Raw genomic sequence first — 19868 nt, forward strand, 5'->3', positions numbered from 1 at the left:
TTACCAGATGGTAACACTTCCATGCCTGCCCAGATGATCGGTTTAAATGCGGTACGATTTATTCGAGAGGATCCTGACCCATATGTGGTGGATGATGAGGAATTGGAAGATGTTGAATGATAAGAATGAAGATGATAATAGAAAAGAAGCTCTTTCTGTTTTGGAAAGAGCTTCTTTTCTTGTTGAGAAAAATTATCTCAACGGCTGTTGACATAAGACTTGTCAGAAGAAATCAGTATCACAAAAAAACTCCTGTCATCCAAGCGGGATCGACTTGTCCGATTTTACTGTTTATACATTGTTGATACATCAAAAAATCGAGTGTAAAACCTATGCGATTTTACACTCGATTGCTTTTCATAGATTAATTGATTACACGGACTGCCTTCACAAAACGTTCTTGCCAATAAGAAGAATTAATCGATGCATAAGAAACGCCTTTAGAAGTTGAAGCATTTAACATTTGGCCGTTACCCGCATAAATTCCAACGTGATTGATCGTTCCATCGAAGTCTGTATCAAAGAAGACTAAATCTCCTTTTTGAAGCTGATTGAAAGAAACCGTCGTGCCTGCTTGTGATTGTGCTGTCGAAGTGCGTGGCAAAGAAATTCCAGCTTCACCAAACACCCGCATAGTAAAAGATGAGCAATCAAATGCATCTGTGCGAGATGGGCTGGCACCATATAAATATTTAGCACCTAAATATTTTTCTCCAATTTGAATGATTCGATCGGCCAAAGAAGAATTCACAGCTTTTGTGCTATTGGAAGGAGTGGTAGACATCGAACCCGGGGAAGATTTAGAAATTTTTTGATTGGAAGATTGAGCAGGAGCTTTTTCTCCAGCAACTTTAATAGATTGTCCCGCTCGAATAAAATTAGGATTTGTAATTTCCGGGTTTAAAGCGAGCAATGAACGAACTGTTGTATGAAACATTTTAGCGATGCCAGAAAGAGTATCTCCTTCTTTAACGATGTAATAACCGCTAGCACCTGATTCCTTAGTAGAAGGAACTGAAGCTGATCCTGACAAACGAATAGTTTGGCCTGCCTTAATAAAATTTGGATTAGAAATTTCGGGATTCATCTTTAATAACGCAGCAACAGTCGTATTAAATTGCTTTGCAATTTTACTTAAGGTGTCGCCAGCCTTCACTACATATGTATCTTCTTTTTCGTTAACTTTTAATATTTGGCCAGGGAAAATAAAATCAGAAGTTAAATGATTCATTTGTTTTAATGTTTCTACAGTAGTGTTGTATTTTTTCGATATTCCCCAAAGCGTATCGCCTTTTTGGACGGTATAATTACTAGCGAAAGCAGTTTGGCCCGCTAATAAAGAACTTATGATTGTACCTGTAAGAATAAATGATTTTTTCATTTTGCGCTCCCCCACAGATGTATTTTTGGTATTCGTTTCTATGACGTCAATCATTATATTTAAAAAAAGTTGCTAATCTATAACAAAAAGAATAAGAAGTGGTTACAAATCTATTACAGTTACATTACAGGTTAAAAATATCATTTTGTTTTCAGTATCTTTTTCCTAGTAATTATTATTTTTGGATTAAATAGAAGTTTTATCATTTTAACCAAGAATACTTCCGTCTCTGAACGAAGCCATTAATAAAAACGGGGATGATCATTCAGCAATCATCCCCGCATGCAATCGAATATGAACTTCTACTTATAAAGCCGATAAGGAACTGTGGAGACAATCACATTTTTCTTATATAGAAGGTACAATCTCAACAAAACGCTGGATTGGTTATGCAAAAAGTTATGCCACCCTTTTTTCGGTATAAATTGAGGAATCAAAACCGTTACTGTATAATTTCTTTCCTCTGCCTTGCTTTCAATCGTATCCACTAGCTTGGAAATTGGCGTGATAAGATCGCGATAATAAGAAATTAGTGTAACAAGGCGAACGTCTGGCCTCCATTTCTTCCATTTCTCTTCCATTCGAAGCATGCTTTCCCGGTCAAATCCCACATATACAGCCAATACATAATCCCCAATGGCTTGGGCGTAATTTAACGATTGCTCTACTACCTTTGTGATTCCCGCAACAGGTACAATGACGACATTTCCTTCTATTTTATCCGGAATCTCATTTGGATTGACCCGCAGTTGTTCTGCCACAGCATCATAGTGCTTATGGATTCGGTGAAAAACAAATACGATTATCGGAAGAAATACAAGCACAGACCATACTTGAGCAAATTTTGTGATAAAGAAAATGCACAGTACAGTTAGTGTAATGATCGCTCCCAGCAAGTTCACAAGCAGCTTCGGGACCCACCCCGCCGGTTTTTCGCGCACCCATTTGACAATCATTCCTGTTTGCGACAAAGTGAAAGGAATGAATACGCCAACCGCATACAAAGGAATGAGCTGTTCCGTTTGCCCTTTAAAAACGATAATCAGCAAAATAGAAGCAAGACCAAGCGTGATGATTCCATTTGAATATCCTAAGCGGTCGCCGCGGATAAGATACATTCTTGGCATGTATTTATCGGATGCCAGATTATATGCCAGCAGCGGAAATGCGGAAAACCCGGTATTTGCAGCCAAGACTAAAATAAGGGCAGTTGTTCCTTGGATAAAGTAATACATAAAGCCTCTTCCAAACACTTCGGAAGCGAGTTGGGAGACAACCGTCTCTTCCGCTTTCGGAGCAATTCCATACCAGTATGCTAAAAAAGTGACTCCTACAAATAGAAAAGCGAGAATGAACCCCATCATCACTAACGTTTTAGCAGCGTTTTTTGCCGCCGGTTCCTTGAAATTTGGAACGGCGTTGGAGATCGCTTCTACCCCTGTCAACGCAGAGCAACCAGATGCAAACGCCCGAAGCAACAAGAATAATGTAATTCCAGGCACCGCAGTACCGATCGGCGTATGTAAGGTAGACGGTGCTTGTCCATTTATAATATGAAAAATCCCAACAATAATGAGAATTACGAGCGCCAACACAAACAAATAAACGGGATATGCCAAAACGGAAGCGGATTCGGTTACGCCTCTCAGATTAAGAATAGTGATAAACACAACCAGTGCGACAGCAATTCCTACTGTGTGTTGATGCAAAACTGGAAACGCGGATGTAATGGCATCCGTTCCTGCAGACAAGCTTACTGCCACGGTTAGAATATAGTCGACCAATAAAGAGCCTCCAGCAATGAGCCCCGGATTTATGCCTAGGTTCGTTTTGGAAACGACGTAAGCCCCTCCTCCATGCGGATAAGAGTAAATGATTTGGCGATACGATAAAATAAGCGCCACCAATAGAATAAGAACTCCAATCGCAATAGGAATGGAATACCAAAATGCAATAGCTCCAATCGACGCAAGAACAAGCAAAATCTGTTCCGTACCGTACGCAACCGAAGATAGAGCATCAGAAGATAAGACAGCCAATGCCTTTAATTTGTTCAGCTTTTGTTCTCCTAGTTCGGTTGATTTCAACGGTCTGCCAATTAAAAATCGTTTTAACGACGAAAACATATATGCACCACCAGTATGTAGAATTTCCATAAGAATATTATCATTTTTCTCAGAAAATGAATAGCCTTGGCTTCATTATTTTCGATCATCTATAGAACGATGGTAGATTACTTAAATTAGTAAATTAAGATAACCGGAAGACTCTCCCCAGTAAATATTTGGATCATTTTCGTCCTGCATATATCCTGTTTGATAGATTCTAAATATTCTCTCGGGGAAGAGCCTTTAGCAATTTCTTGAAACTTAATTTTTCTCATCCTGTTCCCTCCTCGGATTTTTAATTTTTCCATACTTATCACCCTTAATTAACAAAAAATTGCTATTATGTTTTTTCTTTCATATATTTTCCAACAACATTTAATAAAACACGAAATGACTGAATAATATCCAGTGATGGATCGCTTGCTTCACCATTTTTTATCCATACAAATATTTTTGCCTTTTCAAGTTTGCCATAATACTCTTCACTAAGTTTGGACTTATTCTTTTTTAGCCAGTTTATTCAGAAAACTCCATTTCGTTCGCTCCTTTATAAAACTCCATGCTTTATCCTAAAAATAAAAGCGCCGCCCCGATCGGAGCGACGCCCTGCTTCAAACAAAATATCCACTAAAAGTCTGCGTTTTTCTACCAATTAACAAGAAGCTTTAATATAGCCTTTTATTAATGACTCGCTTAGCACCTATATATCGGTCTTTCCAATATTTATCACTCATTTTAACAACTTTTACACCTTTTGATGTTGCACCAATAAACGTACCGTTTCCGTAATTTTGTTCGATTACATTTTAGAAAAAGACACCTTAATGAATATCTCTTTTCTTAAAACGTCCACCGCGTACTTCAGCCATATCTGCTATAGCTAAAAAAGCATTTGGGTCATTTTCTTCGACAATTTCTTTAAGTTTGGCCTCCTCAAGACGGGTAATCACACAAAATATCACTTTTTTACCGTCACCAGAGAATGCTCCTTCTCCGCTTAAATATGTAACACCGCGCCCTAATCGGTTCATGATAGCATTCCCAATGGCTACAGGATTATCACTAATAATCCATGCCGACTTCGATTCATCTAATCCTTTAATGACAACATCAATCGTTTTAAAAGCAATCACATAGGCTAAAATTGAATACATTGCTCTATCCCAAGTGTAAACAAACCCAGCAGCACCAAGAATAAAAATATTAAAAAACATGATGATCTCGCCAACAGAGAAAGGGAGTTTTTTGTTCATGAGTATAGCGAGTATTTCTGTGCCATCCAAAGCGCCGCCATAACGAATGACAAGCCCTACGCCCGTACCTAGAATCATTCCGCCAAAAATGGTAGCTAATAAAAGGTCGTCTGTGAAGGCTGGAATAGGATGAAACAGAGAAGTAAAAATGGATAAAACGATAATCCCAAACAATGAGGAGATAGCAAAAGTTTTTCCAATTTGTTTATAACCCATAAAAAAGAACGGAAGGTTTAAAAGAAAAATAAAAATTCCAAGACGAAAACCCGTAATATGTGAAAGCATAATTGAAATGCCTGTTATGCCTCCATCGATAATGTTATTAGGGACTAAAAAGATTTCAAGTCCTACTGCCATTAAAACAGCCCCGATGAAAATAGCAGTTGCTCTTTTAGCGATTTTAGCTTTAGATAACCGTTGATGTTGAATCTGCACCTTGCTCAATTCAGTCATGTTTTTCCTCCTTTTTCTATAAAATGGATCTGTACATTTTTTTATTATAACAAAAACAGATAGTTCGTTAAATTCATGATTGCGCATATTATGTTCCTTCTCCCCTTGCGCAACAAATTTTACTAAACTGTTTAACTATTATAATTATCCAAACACTGGCGTCCTTCCTGTCACATGCGGTGTTTCTGGCAACGACAGAGAGTCAATATATCGAAATAAGGATGCTAAAAGTGGATCCATTTCGTAAGACCATGCATGTTCGTTGTTTAAATGGAAAATCATGATAGTGCCCACCTCTTGGAGAGTTGTTTTTTGGCTACTGTATATGATTTCCAAGGTGGTGGATTTTTTATGTGCATTTATGCATTCGTTATGCGTTTTGCAACACGTTCTATATTGAAAAATGGAAAGGCAAAAGCGATTCGATTATCAACTTTAGATGCGATTTGTAAGGCTTTAGAATGTCAGCCTGGAGATATTTTAGAATACAAAAGCGACGAAGACACTCAAGGATAATAAAGAGGCACAAATCATGAGAGCCCTAAAACAACTCGTTCGTTCGCACAACCAACTTTGTTAAAATTTCAGCAACGCCTCCACCGCATCCGCCAAATCACTATAGCTGTCTTTTAAGTATCGAGATGTCGTGGCGATATTGCTATGGCCGGCAAGCCGCCGTACTTTCTCAATGTCATTGTTCGTGACCTTCAGCATTCACTGCCAAAACGTATAGAGCGTAAGTTTTTTATTCGGCAGGCTGTAGCTTTCAATCATTCGCTGGATGCCCCGTACCGAAAATTTACTGTATTTTTGCTTGCATACACAATTCCCCAGAAAGCAATCCGTAAAGTAATTTGTGCTTACAAGCAGGGCAAACGGAAAAATAAAGCGCAACACCTTGATGGAACAAGGATGTTGCGCTTTTATGTTTACATTACCCGCTTAAACATTTTCTCCAGCTCATACGTGGAAAAATGGATGATGATTGGGCGGCCGTGCGGGCAGGTGAATGGATCAGTCGTTTTGCGCAGTGATTCCAAGAGTGCGAAGATTTCGTCATCGCGCAAATACTCGTTCGCTTTAATCGAACGTTTGCAGCTCATTAAAATCGCTGCTTTTTCACGAAGCTGCTTAATATCGACTTTTTTCATATCGATCACTTGCTGGATCATTTCTTCAATAATCGCCGCTTCTTCCCCTTTTGGAAACCACGATGGGTGGGAGCGGACGATGAACGTATTGTGCCCGAACGGTTCTAAAAAGACGCCGCATTTCGCCAATTCTTCACGATGTGCGTCAATTAGCACATATTCATCTGTCGGATAATGAAACGTAAGCGGAACAAGCAATTCCTGCACTTCGTTTATTACTTCGCCAACTTTTTCGCGAAAATATTCATACTTAATGCGCTCTTGGGCGGCATGCTGGTCAATGATGTAAAGCCCTCTCTCATTTTGCGCCAAAATGTACGTTCCGTGCATTTGCCCGATTGGATAAAGCGGCGGAAGCCGGTCATTCACATGCTCTTGTTCGTCTGATGATTCCGTTTGCTCGTCCATTTCGACTAGTTCATCATCGACATCATTTTGTTTTGATTCTACTGTCGGCAAAAACGAAGGGATTTCCTCCTTTGGTTCTTGCACTGGACTTGATTGCTTTGGCTCATCTACTTGTTTTGGTTCATCTACATGAACGAGTGGAGAAACAAATGGTTCTTTAACGACATGTTCAAACGTCCAAGCCGTTTGTTCTGCTTTTGGTTTTGGAATTTCTTTTTGCTTGATCGTCATCTCAGGAATAAGCGTCCGCGCTTGAAGCGCCTGGCGAATCGCTTGGGTGACGAGCTCGTTTAATTCCGCTTCTTTGCTGAAACGTACTTCTAATTTTGCCGGGTGGACATTGACATCGACTAAAATCGGATCCATCGCAATCGATAAAAATACAATCGGATAGCGGCCGATCGGCAACAGTGTATGATATCCCGCTTCGATCGCTTTTGCGAGCGGAATGTTGCGCACATATCGCCCGTTGACGATCGTGGAAATGTAATTTCGCGAAGCGCGCGTCACTTCTGGAAGCGAAATGTAGCCTTGAACAGTAAAATCGAGCGATTCCGCTTGAATTGGAATCATCTTTTTCGCGACATCCATGCCGTAAATCGCGGCAAGCACATGGCGCACATCGCCGTTGCCGCTCGTGTAAAGCAGCTGCTTCCCGTGATGGCGCAGCCGAAACGAAATATCAGGATGTGCCATGGCAAGGCGATTGACGACATCGGTGACATGACCAAGCTCAGTATGAATCGTTTTCATATATTTTAAACGGGCCGGGGTGTTGAAAAACAAGTTAGATACGGTAATATCGGTTCCCTTGCGGCTTGTTGTCCGTTCGTGTACAACGAGTTTTCCACCTTTTAGAACCACTTTCGTCCCTGGACCGTCTCCCGTGCTTGTTTTCATCTCAACTTCCGAGACGGAGGCGATGCTCGGCAGCGCTTCGCCGCGAAAGCCAAGCGTGCGGATGCGAAACAAATCGTGCTCATCTTTAATTTTGCTTGTCGCATGTCTTTCAAAAGCAACGAGGCAATCATCTCCTTCCATTCCGTCCCCATTATCGATGACGCGAATTTTCGCTAGTCCTGCTTCTTCTAATTCAATTTCAATAATGGTGCTATTGGCGTCAATCGCGTTTTCAACGAGCTCTTTAACGACGGAGGCAGGACGCTCGACGACTTCCCCTGCGGCGATTTTATTGGACAATTGGTCATCGAGCTTACGAATTTTTCCCATCGCTATGCCTCCTTTACTTTAATAGTTTTTGAATTTCGTATAATTTGTTTAACGCTTCAAGCGGCGTTGTTTCCAACAAATTGACTGATTTTAATGCCTCAAGCGCCTTTTTCTCTTTTTTCGATAGATGGGATTCTTCTTTTGAAGGCTGCTCTTCGGCAAACATGCTGAGCTGTTCGAAGACCGCCTCGTTCTTGCCGCTTGGCTGTTCTTTTCGCTGTTCTTGCTGCTCAAGCTCGGCTAAAATTTCTTTGGCGCGCTGAATGAGAGAAGCCGGAAGCTCAGCAAGCTCGGCGACATGAATACCGTAACTTTGGTCGGCTGGTCCTTCTTCAATTTTATGAAGAAACACGACTTTTCCATTTTCCTCAACGGCTCTCACATGAACGTTTTTCAGCTTGGCAAGCGATTGCTCCAGATCCGTTAATTCATGATAATGTGTGCTAAATAACGTTTTCGCGCCAATATGATCATGAATGTATTCGATGATCGCTTGCGCCAATGCCATCCCATCGTACGTGGACGTGCCGCGTCCGATTTCATCAAACAAAATTAAGCTGTTTTGTGTCGCGTGAACGATCGCATTGCGCGCTTCGAGCATTTCGACCATAAACGTACTTTGCCCAGATACTAAATCATCCGCCGCACCAATTCTCGTAAACACTTGGTCAAAAATTGGGAGGACTGCTTTCTCTGCCGGTACAAAGCAGCCAATTTGCGCCATAATGGCAGTAAGGGCAATTTGCCGCATGTACGTGCTTTTTCCGGACATATTCGGTCCCGTAATTAACAACAGTTCCCGCTCTTTATTCATATAACAATCGTTCGGTACATACGTTTGCGCCCCAAGCACTTTTTCCACTACTGGATGGCGGCCCGCTTGAATGATCAGCTCACGATTATCGGAAAACTGCGGTTTTACGTAATGACGCTCTTCGCTTACAGTCGCAAACGACTGCAAGACATCGAGTTCGCTAATCGTTTTCGCTAATGATTGCAAACGCGGAATATATTGTTTTACGCGTTCGCGAATGTCCACAAACAATTCGTATTCTAGTTCGATGCTTTTTTCTTCCGCTTCTAAAATGAGCGCTTCTTTTTCTTTTAATTCCTGGGTAATAAAACGTTCAGCGTTTGCTAGTGTTTGTTTTCGCTCATAACGTCCCTTTGGCAACAAATGAAGATTCGCCTTCGTCACTTCAATGTAATAGCCGAACACGCGGTTATAGCCAATTTTTAATGATTTAATCCCGGTTAATTCCCGTTCTTTGCTTTCTAGCTGGGCAATCCATGCTTTCCCATTGCGGCTTGCATCGCGATAACGATCAAGCGTTTCGTTATATCCGTCTTTAATGATGTTTCCTTCTTTGACGGACAATGGCGGATTTTCTTGAATCGACCGCTCTAATAGATCGACAAGTTCCGAACATGGATCGAGTTTGTCGGCAAGCTGCTTCGCTTCATCATCTGAAAGGTTTTCAACAATATCTTTTAACGCCGGGATTTGCTGAAGCGATTTTTTCAGTTGAATTAAATCGCGCGCGTTTACGTTTCCGTAGGCAACACGGCCAGCGAGGCGCTCGACGTCGTACACTTCGCGAAGACGTTCGCGCAGCTCCTGCCGTTCAAAATAATGATGGATCAGTGTTTCGACCATATGTAAGCGCCGTTCGATTTGTTTGCGATCCAAAAGCGGGCGATCAAGCCATTGTTTCAGCAACCGTCCGCCCATTGCCGTCACTGTTTCATCAAGAAGCCACAACAGCGAACCTTTCCGCCCTTTGGAGCGAATTGTCTCGGTTAATTCCAAATTTCGCTTCGAATACAAATCGATTTTCATATAATGATCGACTTGATACACTTGAACAGACTGCATATGATCGAGGCGCCGTTTTTGTGTGCGAATAATGTAATGAAGCAGACGGCCGAATGTTATTTTTAGCTTATCTTGCTGAAGCGCTTCGACGATCGACGTAAATCCTTCAGGAATCACTGTCTCATCCTCGTATGAAATCGTCACATCATAGCGTTCCTTTAATAGCTGCTGATACTGTTCTGGGAATTGAGAAGAAATGACAATTTCTTTCGTACCGATCGCATATAGCTCATTCATCACATCATCCAATGAAGCAAGAAGCGTTATGCGATTTTCCCCTGTTGATAAATCCGTATAAGCAAAACCATACGTACCATCATCAAACATGGTCACCGTCGCCAAGTAGTTGTTTTCTTTATCTAACAGCCCTTTCCCTTCCATCACTGTTCCAGGGGTAATGAGCTGAACGACTTCGCGGCGGACGACCCCTTTTGCCGTTTTTGGATCTTCGACTTGTTCGCAAATCGCGACTTTATATCCTTTTGAAATCAACTGTTCAATATATCCTTGCGCCGAATGATACGGGACGCCGCACATCGGCACCCGTTCTTCGCCGCCGCCATCACGGCTTGTCAGCGTAATTTCCAGTTCCTGCGCCGCTTTGATCGCGTCGTCAAAAAACATTTCGTAAAAATCGCCAAGGCGAAAAAATAAAAAGGCATCTGGATATTGTGCCTTAATGTCCAAGTATTGCTGAATCATCGGCGTATATGTAGCCATCGTTCTCCTCCAACCTTGCAAATTTACGTTTTACCAATAAAATTAGCGGCCACCCTGTCATTTTGGCGTTTCCATCCGTGTATCGCCATCAACATAAAGCCGCTTAATTCCGCGAAATCTTGTTTTCTATGTATCTAGTTTCGAACCAATATGGAGATTTTTTTGAATACATTAATGCATCTGCGTTTCAACACGTTTCATTATAACATATTTTAAAGAAGAAAAAGAGAAAGTTCAAATTCTGGCATCGCTAAAGCGTTAAGCAGTCCGGCAGCTCCTATGTCCACCTTTCTAATAATGAGCTTCTCCCTTGCATTTCATTTCAGAAAATTGCAATGCATAAAAACAGACGGCAGCTTTTCGCCGCCGTCTCTGTTTTTTATTTTTATTTCGCCTGCGGAAGCGGGCGCTTTAACCATTCTTTATAGAATGTATCGATATCAGGCTCGAAGTCTTTGATGACCGGATACCACGGTGTCACCGCTTCTACCTCAAGCTGTGTTGCGCAGCCAGGGCAATAGTACTCGCGAAGCACCTGCCATTCCGGATCTGGCGCCATCAATTTCGGATACAGTTCCGCCATTTTTTCTACTGTATCACGAACATAGATGAGCGCATGAAGCTTCCAGTTGTCGCTTGCCTCGCAAAATTCATATCCACAATCACATTTTACGATGCGCCGGCCATCCGGCTTTTGCACAATATAGAGATGAAGGCCGGCCGGAAGCAAAATCGGATCATCCCACGGCACCCTTTCTTGAAGGATGCTAATATATTTGTCAAATCGGTCAGTGTCTTTATAATTGGAGAGCATTTCTTTTAATTTGACAAAATCTATCGTACCGTCGATTAATTCCTCTATCGTCTTGCGATCGTATTTATCGTATTTTTCCGTATTTTCACTTCATTTCAACTTATTAGGTTCATCACCAAAAGATGTACTTGATTTTTACGTTAAAATGTGATAGAGGTCTCTAGACGGACACGCAAAGTAAAACGCTGGATATTTCGATACCCATATCCTCGCCTTTTGATCAATTTTATTTTGTTGTTGATTCCTTCCATTGGACCATTTGAGTAAGAAAAAAAGATGCAAGAAAGCACTGCGTCTCTTCGGGTGATGAGTGCCTTGGCAATACTGCGTACGGCGGCACAGTCGCTAAAAAGGTACCGGTCAAACCATGGTTGATGGTTTGGTCACCTTTACCATACAGGAAATTTCGCATTTTTTGTACCCTTGATCAGAAAACAACCTGATTGTCAAGTACATTTTGTGGTGAAGAGCCCAAAAAAAAAAACTAGGAAGATCTTTCTTCCTAGTTTTACTCTTCATCGCCGAGAAGCAAATCTGGGCTTAAATCTTCTAGTTCTTCATCTAGGTCACCGTAGTCAAAATCATCGTCATCATTGCCGCAGCCGTCTGGATGGATCGCGACACATATTTTCGTTTCCCCAATGACTTCGGAAATAAATTCGCGTTCTACATCGACCACAATTTTATTTCCGTTTGGCGAAATGGTGCATTCTAGGCAGTTCGGCTGCTGAATGACGCGAACGATAATGTCTGTATCATCGCTAATAATATCATCATCGTCACGGTATTTTAATTTCACCACATCCGCATATGTTACTGTTTCTGTGACAACTTCTGTTTTTGTATTGTTGTCGTATGAATACCAAACGTTAACGTCATATTTCCCATGGATTTCTACTGTCTTGTCACATTTTTTCGCATCGTAACGATGGTTAATAATCCAGCATCCTAAAATGCTTGATGGACGATTCGGAGCAGTAATCGTATGAGTAGATTGCGTAAATTTACGACCTTTCCCGACGACCGCCTTTGTAATAATTTCTCTGTATTCAGACATATAAGAAACCCTCCTCAAATGAATCTTCATTTCATCCTATGCATGATTTCGCCTAATGTGCACATAAGTTTATAAATTATTCCTTATAGTTCATTGTATGCAGGGGCCCCGTATGATGTGCCTACTTTTTCCGCAATAAAAAAAAACGCCCTTGAAAACCAAGGACGTCAGTCAAATTTTAATGACAGCCGCAGCCGCCGTTTCCACTACAGCGTATTTGCGCACCTGTCTCCCCGCGCAACACGTTGCCGCCTGTTGATGCGATAATCTCATCGGTCACGGTATTGGAGATGGTAGAAGCGACTAATTGGAGCAGATCATTCACTTCCGTTTGTGATTGCTGGAATTCGCTAACGATCGGAATTTGCGAAAGCTCTTCGTAAATCGCGTCAATTTGTGCTTCTACTTTTTTCAGCGCTTCATATTTCCCGTAATGTTTTAAGTTGACTGCTTGTTTTTGCAATGATTTAATTTGCTCGATCATCGCGCGCACTTTTTCGTTTTGGTGTATTTTTTCTTCCGCGCGTTTAAAAAAATCAACTTCTTCTGTCTCGGCAATCATTTTGGCGAGTTCTTTCGCCTGGGCTAAAATCTCGTCACGTGTATATTTTGCCATCTCATTTCACCTCGATCGCTTCTTCTACCATTTCCCCGTTTAATGTCCATGTTTTCGCTTCGGTAATCCGCACTTTGACAAGTTTGCCAATCGCCGATTTCGGACCGATGAAGTTGACAAGCTTGTTTTTCCGCGTGTATCCAGCAAGGACATCCGGGTTGTTTTTGCTCTCGCCTTCAACTAATACTTCGACAACTTTCCCTTCATATTCCTTCATTTTTCGCGCTGAAATTTCATTGACAAGCGCGTTTAGCCGCTGCAAGCGTTCTTTTTTCACTTCCATCGGTACATTATCAACCATTTTTGCCGCCGGTGTGCCTTCACGTGGTGAATAAATGAACGTGTATGCAGAATCAAATTCGACTTCGCGGTAGAGCGACAGCGTTTCTTCAAACTGCTCTTCCGTCTCGTTCGGGAAGCCGACAATAATATCCGTTGTTAACGCAACGTCTGGAATCGCTTCTTTAATTTTGCGAACAAGCTCTAAATATTCCTCACGCGTATATTTCCGGCCCATCAATTTCAATATTTCCGTGCTGCCGGATTGCACTGGCAGGTGAATATGCTCGACTAGATTGCCGCGTTTGGCGAGCACTTCGATTAAACGATCGTCAAAATCGCGCGGATGGCTAGTCGTAAAGCGAATGCGCGGAATATCAATTTTACGAAGTTCGTCCATCAAGTCGCCAAGACCGTATTTCATATCGGTGAAATCTTTCCCGTAGGCGTTGACGTTTTGGCCAAGAAGCGTAATTTCTTTATATCCTTGGGCGGCGAGATGGCGCACTTCTTGAATAATGTCTTCCGGACGACGGCTTCGTTCTTTCCCGCGCGTATACGGAACGATACAGTACGTACAGAACTTATCGCAGCCGTACATAATGTTTACCCATGCTTTAATGTTGCCTCTGCGCGCTTTTGGAAGATTTTCGATCACATCGCCTTCTTTTGACCAAACTTCCACAACCATTTCTTTTGACATGTATGCTTCATGTAAAATGTATGGAAGGCGATGAATGTTATGCGTACCGAAAATCATGTCAACGTATTGATATTGTTTCAAAATTTTATTGACGACCGATTCTTCTTGCGACATACAGCCGCATACCCCAAGAAGCAAATCCGGATTGTTTTGCTTCAGTGGCTTTAAGTGGCCGAGCTCGCCGAACACTTTGTTTTCCGCGTTTTCGCGGATCGCGCACGTATTCAATAAAATGACATTCGCATCTTCTGGGCGGTCAGTCGGCTCATATCCGAGCGCCATAAAAATTCCTGCCATTACTTCAGTGTCATGTTCGTTCATTTGACAGCCATACGTGCGAATATAAAACTTGCGGCCTTCGCCCATGCCGCGGAATTGCTCCGGTATAGTGAAGTCTTTAACATATTTTACTTCTTCTTTTCCGCGTTTTTTCGCTTCTTTTAAATTTGGCGGAATAAATACGCTAGTAAAATATTTTTCGTAATCTTTGCTCGTTTTTTTCTTTAACGCATCCAAAGCGGATTTTTTGTCCGTTGGATGATCAGCTGTTTGAATTTGTCCTGTTTGTTCTAAACGTTGTTTTTCGTTCATAATAATCTCCTTTCTATAGCTATAGAAAACAATTGTTTCCTTTTCATCATACACATTATCATAGTATATAATTGATCACAAATTTAAACAATACTTTTCTTATTCAGCTTAACACTGAACAAATTATCATAACAAAATCACTCCCAACTAGGCAATACCTAATTGGGAGTGAATCATTTCCAAATTACATAAATTCAGAAATTAATTCATCGAATTTTTCTTTGCTTAGTTGAAGATCTGCCTTCGTAAGCGGTGTTTCGCTATAACCGTGAAGCAGTTCTTGATACGATTTTTGTTCTTTATTTTGATAAATCAGCCCTGTTACTAATCCTTTATATTTCATTACCGTTTGCATTGCCATGATGCGGTCCGATGGATCATACCCCTCAATCTCGCTTACTTTCACAAGGTTTTCTTTAAACCAGTCATATGTGTTTACCTTATTATAGGTAACACATGGACTGAATACGTTAATAAGCGAGAACCCTTTATGTTTAATCCCCTCTTCAATTAAGCTCGTTAATTCTTTTAAATCGCTCGAGAAGCTTTGCGCTACGAACGTTGCGCCAGCGCTTAGCGCGATTTCCATAATCGAAAGAGCCGGTTCGACCGAACCTTGCGGAGTGCTTTTTGTTTTAAATCCAACATCGCTTCTTGGTGATGTTTGCCCTTTTGTTAAGCCGTAAATTTGGTTGTCCATCACAATGTAGGTAATATCGATGTTGCGGCGAATCGCATGAATCGTATGCCCCATCCCAATGGCAAATCCGTCACCGTCACCGCCGGCAGCAATGACCGTTAAATTGCGGTTCGCCATTTTCACACCCTGAGCAAGCGGTAAAGCCCGGCCGTGAGTACCGTGAAATCCGTATGAATGAATGTATCCGGAAATACGACCGGAGCAGCCGATTCCAGAAATAACTGCTAATTGATGAGGTTCAAGCCCGACGTTTGCCGCGGCGCGCTGAATGGCAGCTTGAACGGAGAAATCGCCACACCCTGGACACCAGTTCGGTTTTACATCGTTACGAAAGTCTTTAAACGTCGCCATATTTATAACAACTCCTTGCATTTTGTATAAACTTCGTTCGGCAAAAATGGATTACCGTCATATTTCAATACACTAGAAATTTTTTCAGCATGTCCAACATTCATTTTAAGAATGTTTGCAAGTTGGCCTGTTGCATTTTGCTCAACGACGACGACTTTTTTCGCTGATTCGACAAGCGGCAACACTTCCTCCGTTGGGAACGGATGAAGAAGACGAATGTGCGCGTGATTGACTTTCACGCCGTCTTGCTCAAGACGGTCGATCGCTTCTTCGATCGCACCGCGCGTAGAGATAAAACCAACAACTAATAAATCCGCTTCATCGTGTTTAATATTTTTATGAACTGGTGTATTGAATTTAATATGTTTTAATTTGCGCAAACGCTTATCCATCTGTGCTTTCCGGTTTGCCGCAACTTCAGACGGTCTTCCTGTTTCCGCATGTTCTACTCCTGTTACATGGTGGATGCCGTTTGGCGTCCCAGGAAGTACACGTGGAGAAATGCCATCTTCGGTAATTTCGTAACGTTTAAAATTATCTTTTTTCTCTAACGGCGGAAGTTCTTCTTTTACTAGTTTGCCACGGCGAATTTCAATTTTATCGTACTCTAACGGTTCAACCGTTTGTTTGCCAAGGGAGAGTTGCAAATCAGATAAAACGATCACCGGACATTGATATTCTTCGGCAAGGTTGAACGCTTCCACCATATCGTAAAACGCTTCTTGCACTGTGCTTGGCGCCATGACGATTTTTGGAATTTCACCGTGCGTTCCGTAAATCATGGCCATTAAGTCAGATTGTTCTTGTTTTGTCGGCAATCCTGTACTTGGACCGCCACGTTGTGTATCAACGATGACAAGCGGTGTTTCGGTCATTCCAGCAAGCCCGATCGACTCCATCATAAGAGAAAGACCTGGACCTGCTGATGCGGTGAATGCCCGCACGCCAGCATAGTTGGCACCAATCGCCATCGTACATGCGGCGATTTCATCTTCCGTTTGAATGACAGCTCCTCCTAGTTCCGGAAGTTTTTTAATTAAATATTCCATAATTTCTGAAGCCGGAGTAATCGGATATGCCGCCATAAAACGCGCACCGCCGGCTAATGCGCCCAATGCAAGCGCGTCGTTGCCGATCATGAACATCCGCTTTTTCCCATCCGCTTTTTCTAATTTCATTGTTTGAACATGATCACCGAGCTGTTCTTTCATATACTGAGCCCCTGCTCGGATCGCTTCCATGTTCTTTTCGACAACTTGCTGGCCTTTTCTTCCGAAAATTTCTTGTACCACTTCTTGATATACGTTAATATCAAGGCCAAGAACTGCGCTTGACGCACCAACAGCGACCATGTTTTTCATAAGCGATGTTCCTAAATTTGTCGCGATATCTGTAAACGGAACTGCATATAACGTTACATTTTGACCTTCCGGAATCGTTGGGTTAAACTTCGCATCAGCGATCACGATGCCGCCATCACGAAGTTCATGAAAATTAAAGTCAATCGATTCTTGGTCAAACGCCACTAATATATCAAGATCATCGGCAATCGAACGAATTGGTGTTGTACTTACACGAATTTTATTATTCGTATGACCGCCTTTAATCCGTGAAGAAAAATGACGATACCCATATAAATAATAGCCTAGGCGATTTAACGCAATGGAGAAGATTTCACCGGTACTTTCAATTCCTTCTCCCTGCTGTCCTCCAACTTTCCATGAAAGTTGACTAATCATTTCTTACACCCCTTTAAGTTCGGTCAAAATTACAATTATAAGTGTAGCACTTTTCCAATAAAATCACTAGACTTGCAGGCAATGATTTTCACAAAAATTTAAACATATAAAAATATATCAAATGATTTCATTCTAGGCCTATATGAAAAAAATGCAACCTTACTTATAAAAACTCTTTTCTATTGCCATCAATCTCTTATTTTACTGCGGCAAATGGTCATAAAAATTGCGAAATAAAAACCGTTCTACCTCATCTTCTGAGTAGTGCTTTTGCAGCTCGTTGACTAAATTTGTATAGCACCGCACATTTTCGAGTCCTTTTGCCGTTTCTTCCATTCCGTCAAAATCAGAGCCAAACCCAACGTGCCTTGCTCCCCCGAGTGAACAAATGTGTTCCAAATGGCGGAGAACGTCAGAAATCGCCGCTTTTTCTTTTTCTTTCGTTAAAAAGTACGGAACGAACGTAATTCCAATCATCCCATTTTTCTCAATCAACGCGCGAATTTGCTCATCTCGCAAATTACGCGGATGTGGACAAAAGCGATATGTATTAGAATGAGAAGCAATCGGAAATTGCGCGATTTCCATCACGTCCCAAAATGCTTTTTCCGATAAGTGGGAAACATCGACCCAACGTTTTGCCTCGTTAAGATGCCGCACCACTTGTTTTCCGAATTCCGTTAATCCGGCACCGCGCACTTCCCAAGAACCATCTGCTACAGCATTGGACCAATTCCATGTAAGTCCAACGGACGAGACACCAAGGCGAAGCAATGTTTTTAATTTTACAAGGCTTGTCCCAATCGCATCGCATCCTTCAAGCGTTAACATCGCCCCAATTTCATTTTCTTCCAATGCGTCAATATCGCGTTTCGAACAAACAAATTTCAACATTGGAAATCGCTCAATCATTTGTTCAAAAAAAATGTCTATCATTTCTAGCGCAACCGTAAAACGGGCTTCTTCCGGAACAGTTTCCGGTATGTAAATGGCAAAACATTGAACTTTTATTTTCGCCTCTAGAAGTGATGGGAAGGTGACATGAAGACTTTTGCCATCTTGGAACGATAAAGACCGATCCATCCATAATTTCATCAGTGCGTCACAATGCGCATCGAAAATCATACATATCCCCCTTTATAAAGTAAAATAACCTGCCTGCCTTCCAATAGAAGGCACAAACAGGTTATGTTTCTATCATAAAAGCGTTACTACTATTAACGAGGTTCTACAATTAATTTAATCGCCGTACGTTCTTCCCCATCAATAATAATATCCGTAAATGCAGGAATACAAATAAGGTCCATGCCGCTCGGTGCCACAAATCCTCGTGCAATAGCTACTGCCTTAACGGCTTGGTTTAATGCACCTGCGCCGATTGCTTGAATTTCTGCTGATCCGCGTTCGCGCAATACCCCGGCAAGTGCACCAGCTACAGAGTTAGGATTCGACTTTGCTGAAACTTTTAATATTTCCATTTCTAGCTCCTCCCTCATTTCCTCAAAAATAGTTCTACTGTTACTATATTCACTGTTTTAGCGAGTATTCCTGCTAAGTTTATAAGTATTTTTAAAAATTCCTAAAACAATGACTATTCTAAATAAGGATTGTCATCATTTATCACAATTCTTTCGATCTTATTTGCTCGTCCCGTTTTCTCATCAATATCAATGAGCACAGCGTTTAATTGGCTTCTCCCCTCTTTTACCTCAAAACGAACGGGTAATGAGGTTAAAAATTTCCGCAACACCGCCTCACGATCCACTCCTAAAATTCCATCATACGGACCGGTCATCCCAACATCAGTAATATACGCCGTTCCTTTCGGTAAAATACGAGCGTCGGCAGTTTGAACGTGCGTATGTGTACCAACAACTGCAGAAACACGTCCATCCAAATACCAACCCATCGCTTGCTTTTCACTTGTTGCCTCCGCGTGAAAATCAATCAAAATCATCGGCGTGCGCCTGGTTGCTTCTTCAATTAGCTCATCTGCTTTTTTAAATGGACAATCGATGGCGGGCAAAAACGTTCTCCCTTGCAAGTTAATAACAGCTACTTCCATTTGCTCTACTTGTACATATACAATCCCTTTTCCTGGGACACCTTCCGGAAAATTAGCCGGCCGTATTAATGACTTTGCATCATCGATAAATTCAAATATATCGCGTTGATCCCATGCGTGATTGCCAAGCGTGACGACATGGGCGCCTTGCTCAAGAAACGTACGATAAATTTTTTCCGTAATTCCTTTTCCGCCTGCGGCATTTTCCCCATTAATGACAATGATGTTCGGTTTATGTTTTTCTTTTAACTTTGGCAAATATTGTTCTATCATTTTTCTTCCCGGTGAACCGACAACGTCGCCAATAAACAAAAATTTCATTGTATATCCCTTTCTAAGCTGAAATCTAACTAGTTCAAGTTTGGCACAAAAT

General features: G+C 41.6%; 15 protein-coding genes and 3 pseudogenes. 1 reads left to right on the plus strand and 17 read right to left on the minus strand.

Going from position 1 to position 19868, the window contains the following annotated elements; all coding sequences use genetic code 11:
- Nucleotides 1–364: 364 nt before the first annotated feature.
- From FNL97_RS11255 to FNL97_RS11270, 4 genes and pseudogenes are all read right to left on the minus strand, one after another.
- On the minus strand, nt 365–1381 hold the full coding sequence (locus FNL97_RS11255) for a C40 family peptidase (RefSeq protein WP_143415820.1): 1017 nt from the start codon (nt 1379–1381) through the stop codon (nt 365–367).
- A 302-nt stretch (nt 1382–1683) separates the two neighbouring features.
- Nucleotides 1684–3507: a potassium transporter KimA gene (gene kimA / locus FNL97_RS11260; protein ID WP_143415821.1), complete on the minus strand. Its 1824-nt coding sequence runs from the start codon at nt 3505–3507 to the stop codon at nt 1684–1686.
- An 803-nt stretch (nt 3508–4310) separates the two neighbouring features.
- Complete coding sequence (locus FNL97_RS11265; protein WP_062678177.1) at nt 4311–5195, minus strand: YitT family protein; 885 nt, start codon at nt 5193–5195, stop codon at nt 4311–4313.
- Between the two features lie 153 nt (nt 5196–5348).
- A pseudogene (locus tag FNL97_RS11270) lies at nt 5349–5477 on the minus strand (ISNCY family transposase); the annotation flags it as partial.
- A gap of 69 nt (nt 5478–5546) precedes the next feature.
- On the opposite strand from FNL97_RS11270, the gene FNL97_RS11275 reads away from it, so the two are divergent.
- Entirely contained in the window at nt 5547–5711 is a 165-nt protein-coding gene (locus FNL97_RS11275) for a helix-turn-helix domain-containing protein (protein ID WP_073967901.1), read from the plus strand.
- Between the two features lie 60 nt (nt 5712–5771).
- On the opposite strand, the pseudogene FNL97_RS11280 reads toward FNL97_RS11275, so the two are convergent.
- The 13 genes and pseudogenes from FNL97_RS11280 to FNL97_RS11340 all read right to left on the minus strand — a co-directional run.
- Nucleotides 5772–6008: pseudogene (locus tag FNL97_RS11280) on the minus strand (site-specific integrase); the annotation flags it as partial.
- Between the two features lie 116 nt (nt 6009–6124).
- The gene (gene mutL, locus FNL97_RS11285) at nt 6125–7984 is read right to left on the minus strand and encodes a DNA mismatch repair endonuclease MutL (protein WP_143415822.1); all 1860 of its coding nucleotides are present in this window, start codon (nt 7982–7984) and stop codon (nt 6125–6127) included.
- 13 nt (nt 7985–7997) lie between these two features.
- Nucleotides 7998–10580, minus strand: a complete 2583-nt coding sequence (gene mutS / locus FNL97_RS11290; RefSeq protein WP_143415823.1) for a DNA mismatch repair protein MutS — start codon at nt 10578–10580, stop codon at nt 7998–8000.
- Nucleotides 10581–10965: 385 nt separating this feature from the next.
- Nucleotides 10966–11394: an acetone carboxylase subunit gamma gene (locus FNL97_RS11295; RefSeq protein ID WP_286173366.1), complete on the minus strand. Its 429-nt coding sequence runs from the start codon at nt 11392–11394 to the stop codon at nt 10966–10968.
- A 140-nt stretch (nt 11395–11534) separates the two neighbouring features.
- Nucleotides 11535–11762 (minus strand): annotated as a pseudogene (locus FNL97_RS11300) (transposase); the annotation flags it as partial.
- A gap of 140 nt (nt 11763–11902) precedes the next feature.
- Nucleotides 11903–12451 (minus strand): outer spore coat protein CotE, encoded by a 549-nt coding sequence (locus tag FNL97_RS11305; protein ID WP_015863531.1) that lies wholly within the window; start codon nt 12449–12451, stop codon nt 11903–11905.
- Nucleotides 12452–12629: 178 nt separating this feature from the next.
- Complete coding sequence (locus tag FNL97_RS11310; RefSeq protein ID WP_015863530.1) at nt 12630–13067, minus strand: YlbF/YmcA family competence regulator; 438 nt, start codon at nt 13065–13067, stop codon at nt 12630–12632.
- 1 nt (nt 13068) lies between these two features.
- Nucleotides 13069–14640, minus strand: a complete 1572-nt coding sequence (gene miaB, locus FNL97_RS11315; RefSeq protein ID WP_062678182.1) for a tRNA (N6-isopentenyl adenosine(37)-C2)-methylthiotransferase MiaB — start codon at nt 14638–14640, stop codon at nt 13069–13071.
- A gap of 184 nt (nt 14641–14824) precedes the next feature.
- Complete coding sequence (locus FNL97_RS11320) at nt 14825–15691, minus strand: 2-oxoacid:ferredoxin oxidoreductase subunit beta (protein WP_143415825.1); 867 nt, start codon at nt 15689–15691, stop codon at nt 14825–14827.
- 2 nt (nt 15692–15693) lie between these two features.
- Entirely contained in the window at nt 15694–17430 is a 1737-nt protein-coding gene (locus FNL97_RS11325) for a 2-oxoacid:acceptor oxidoreductase subunit alpha (RefSeq protein ID WP_143415826.1), read from the minus strand.
- Between the two features lie 201 nt (nt 17431–17631).
- Nucleotides 17632–18555 (minus strand): dipeptidase, encoded by a 924-nt coding sequence (locus FNL97_RS11330; RefSeq protein ID WP_143415827.1) that lies wholly within the window; start codon nt 18553–18555, stop codon nt 17632–17634.
- Between the two features lie 92 nt (nt 18556–18647).
- Nucleotides 18648–18908 (minus strand): stage V sporulation protein SpoVS, encoded by a 261-nt coding sequence (gene spoVS, locus FNL97_RS11335; RefSeq protein ID WP_015863525.1) that lies wholly within the window; start codon nt 18906–18908, stop codon nt 18648–18650.
- Nucleotides 18909–19021: 113 nt separating this feature from the next.
- Nucleotides 19022–19816 carry a TIGR00282 family metallophosphoesterase gene (locus tag FNL97_RS11340; RefSeq protein WP_015863524.1) on the minus strand — a complete coding sequence of 265 codons (795 nt, stop codon included), beginning with the start codon at nt 19814–19816 and terminating at the stop codon, nt 19022–19024.
- Between the last annotated feature and the right edge of the window lie 52 nt (nt 19817–19868).

The organism is Geobacillus sp. E263 (assembly GCF_007197795.1).
Taxonomy (GTDB): Bacteria; Bacillota; Bacilli; order Bacillales; family Anoxybacillaceae; genus Parageobacillus_B; species Parageobacillus_B toebii.

Bases quoted from the DNA above. Each gene is read 5' to 3' on its own strand.
- FNL97_RS11305 (WP_015863531.1), bottom strand. From the start codon at position 12,451: ATGTCTGAATACAGAGAAATTATTACAAAGGCGGTCGTCGGGAAAGGT.
- FNL97_RS11275 (WP_073967901.1), top strand. From the start codon at position 5,547: ATGTGCATTTATGCATTCGTTATGCGTTTTGCAACACGTTCTATATTG.
- FNL97_RS11325 (WP_143415826.1), bottom strand. From the start codon at position 17,430: ATGATTAGTCAACTTTCATGGAAAGTTGGAGGACAGCAGGGAGAAGGA.
- miaB (WP_062678182.1), bottom strand. From the start codon at position 14,640: ATGAACGAAAAACAACGTTTAGAACAAACAGGACAAATTCAAACAGCT.
- FNL97_RS11330 (WP_143415827.1), bottom strand. From the start codon at position 18,555: ATGATTTTCGATGCGCATTGTGACGCACTGATGAAATTATGGATGGAT.
- FNL97_RS11320 (WP_143415825.1), bottom strand. From the start codon at position 15,691: ATGGCGACGTTTAAAGACTTTCGTAACGATGTAAAACCGAACTGGTGT.
- FNL97_RS11255 (WP_143415820.1), bottom strand. From the start codon at position 1,381: ATGAAAAAATCATTTATTCTTACAGGTACAATCATAAGTTCTTTATTA.
- mutL (WP_143415822.1), bottom strand. From the start codon at position 7,984: ATGGGAAAAATTCGTAAGCTCGATGACCAATTGTCCAATAAAATCGCC.
- FNL97_RS11265 (WP_062678177.1), bottom strand. From the start codon at position 5,195: ATGACTGAATTGAGCAAGGTGCAGATTCAACATCAACGGTTATCTAAA.
- FNL97_RS11295 (WP_286173366.1), bottom strand. From the start codon at position 11,394: ATGCTCTCCAATTATAAAGACACTGACCGATTTGACAAATATATTAGC.
- spoVS (WP_015863525.1), bottom strand. From the start codon at position 18,908: ATGGAAATATTAAAAGTTTCAGCAAAGTCGAATCCTAACTCTGTAGCT.
- mutS (WP_143415823.1), bottom strand. From the start codon at position 10,580: ATGGCTACATATACGCCGATGATTCAGCAATACTTGGACATTAAGGCA.
- FNL97_RS11310 (WP_015863530.1), bottom strand. From the start codon at position 13,067: ATGGCAAAATATACACGTGACGAGATTTTAGCCCAGGCGAAAGAACTC.
- kimA (WP_143415821.1), bottom strand. From the start codon at position 3,507: ATGTTTTCGTCGTTAAAACGATTTTTAATTGGCAGACCGTTGAAATCA.
- FNL97_RS11340 (WP_015863524.1), bottom strand. From the start codon at position 19,816: ATGAAATTTTTGTTTATTGGCGACGTTGTCGGTTCACCGGGAAGAAAA.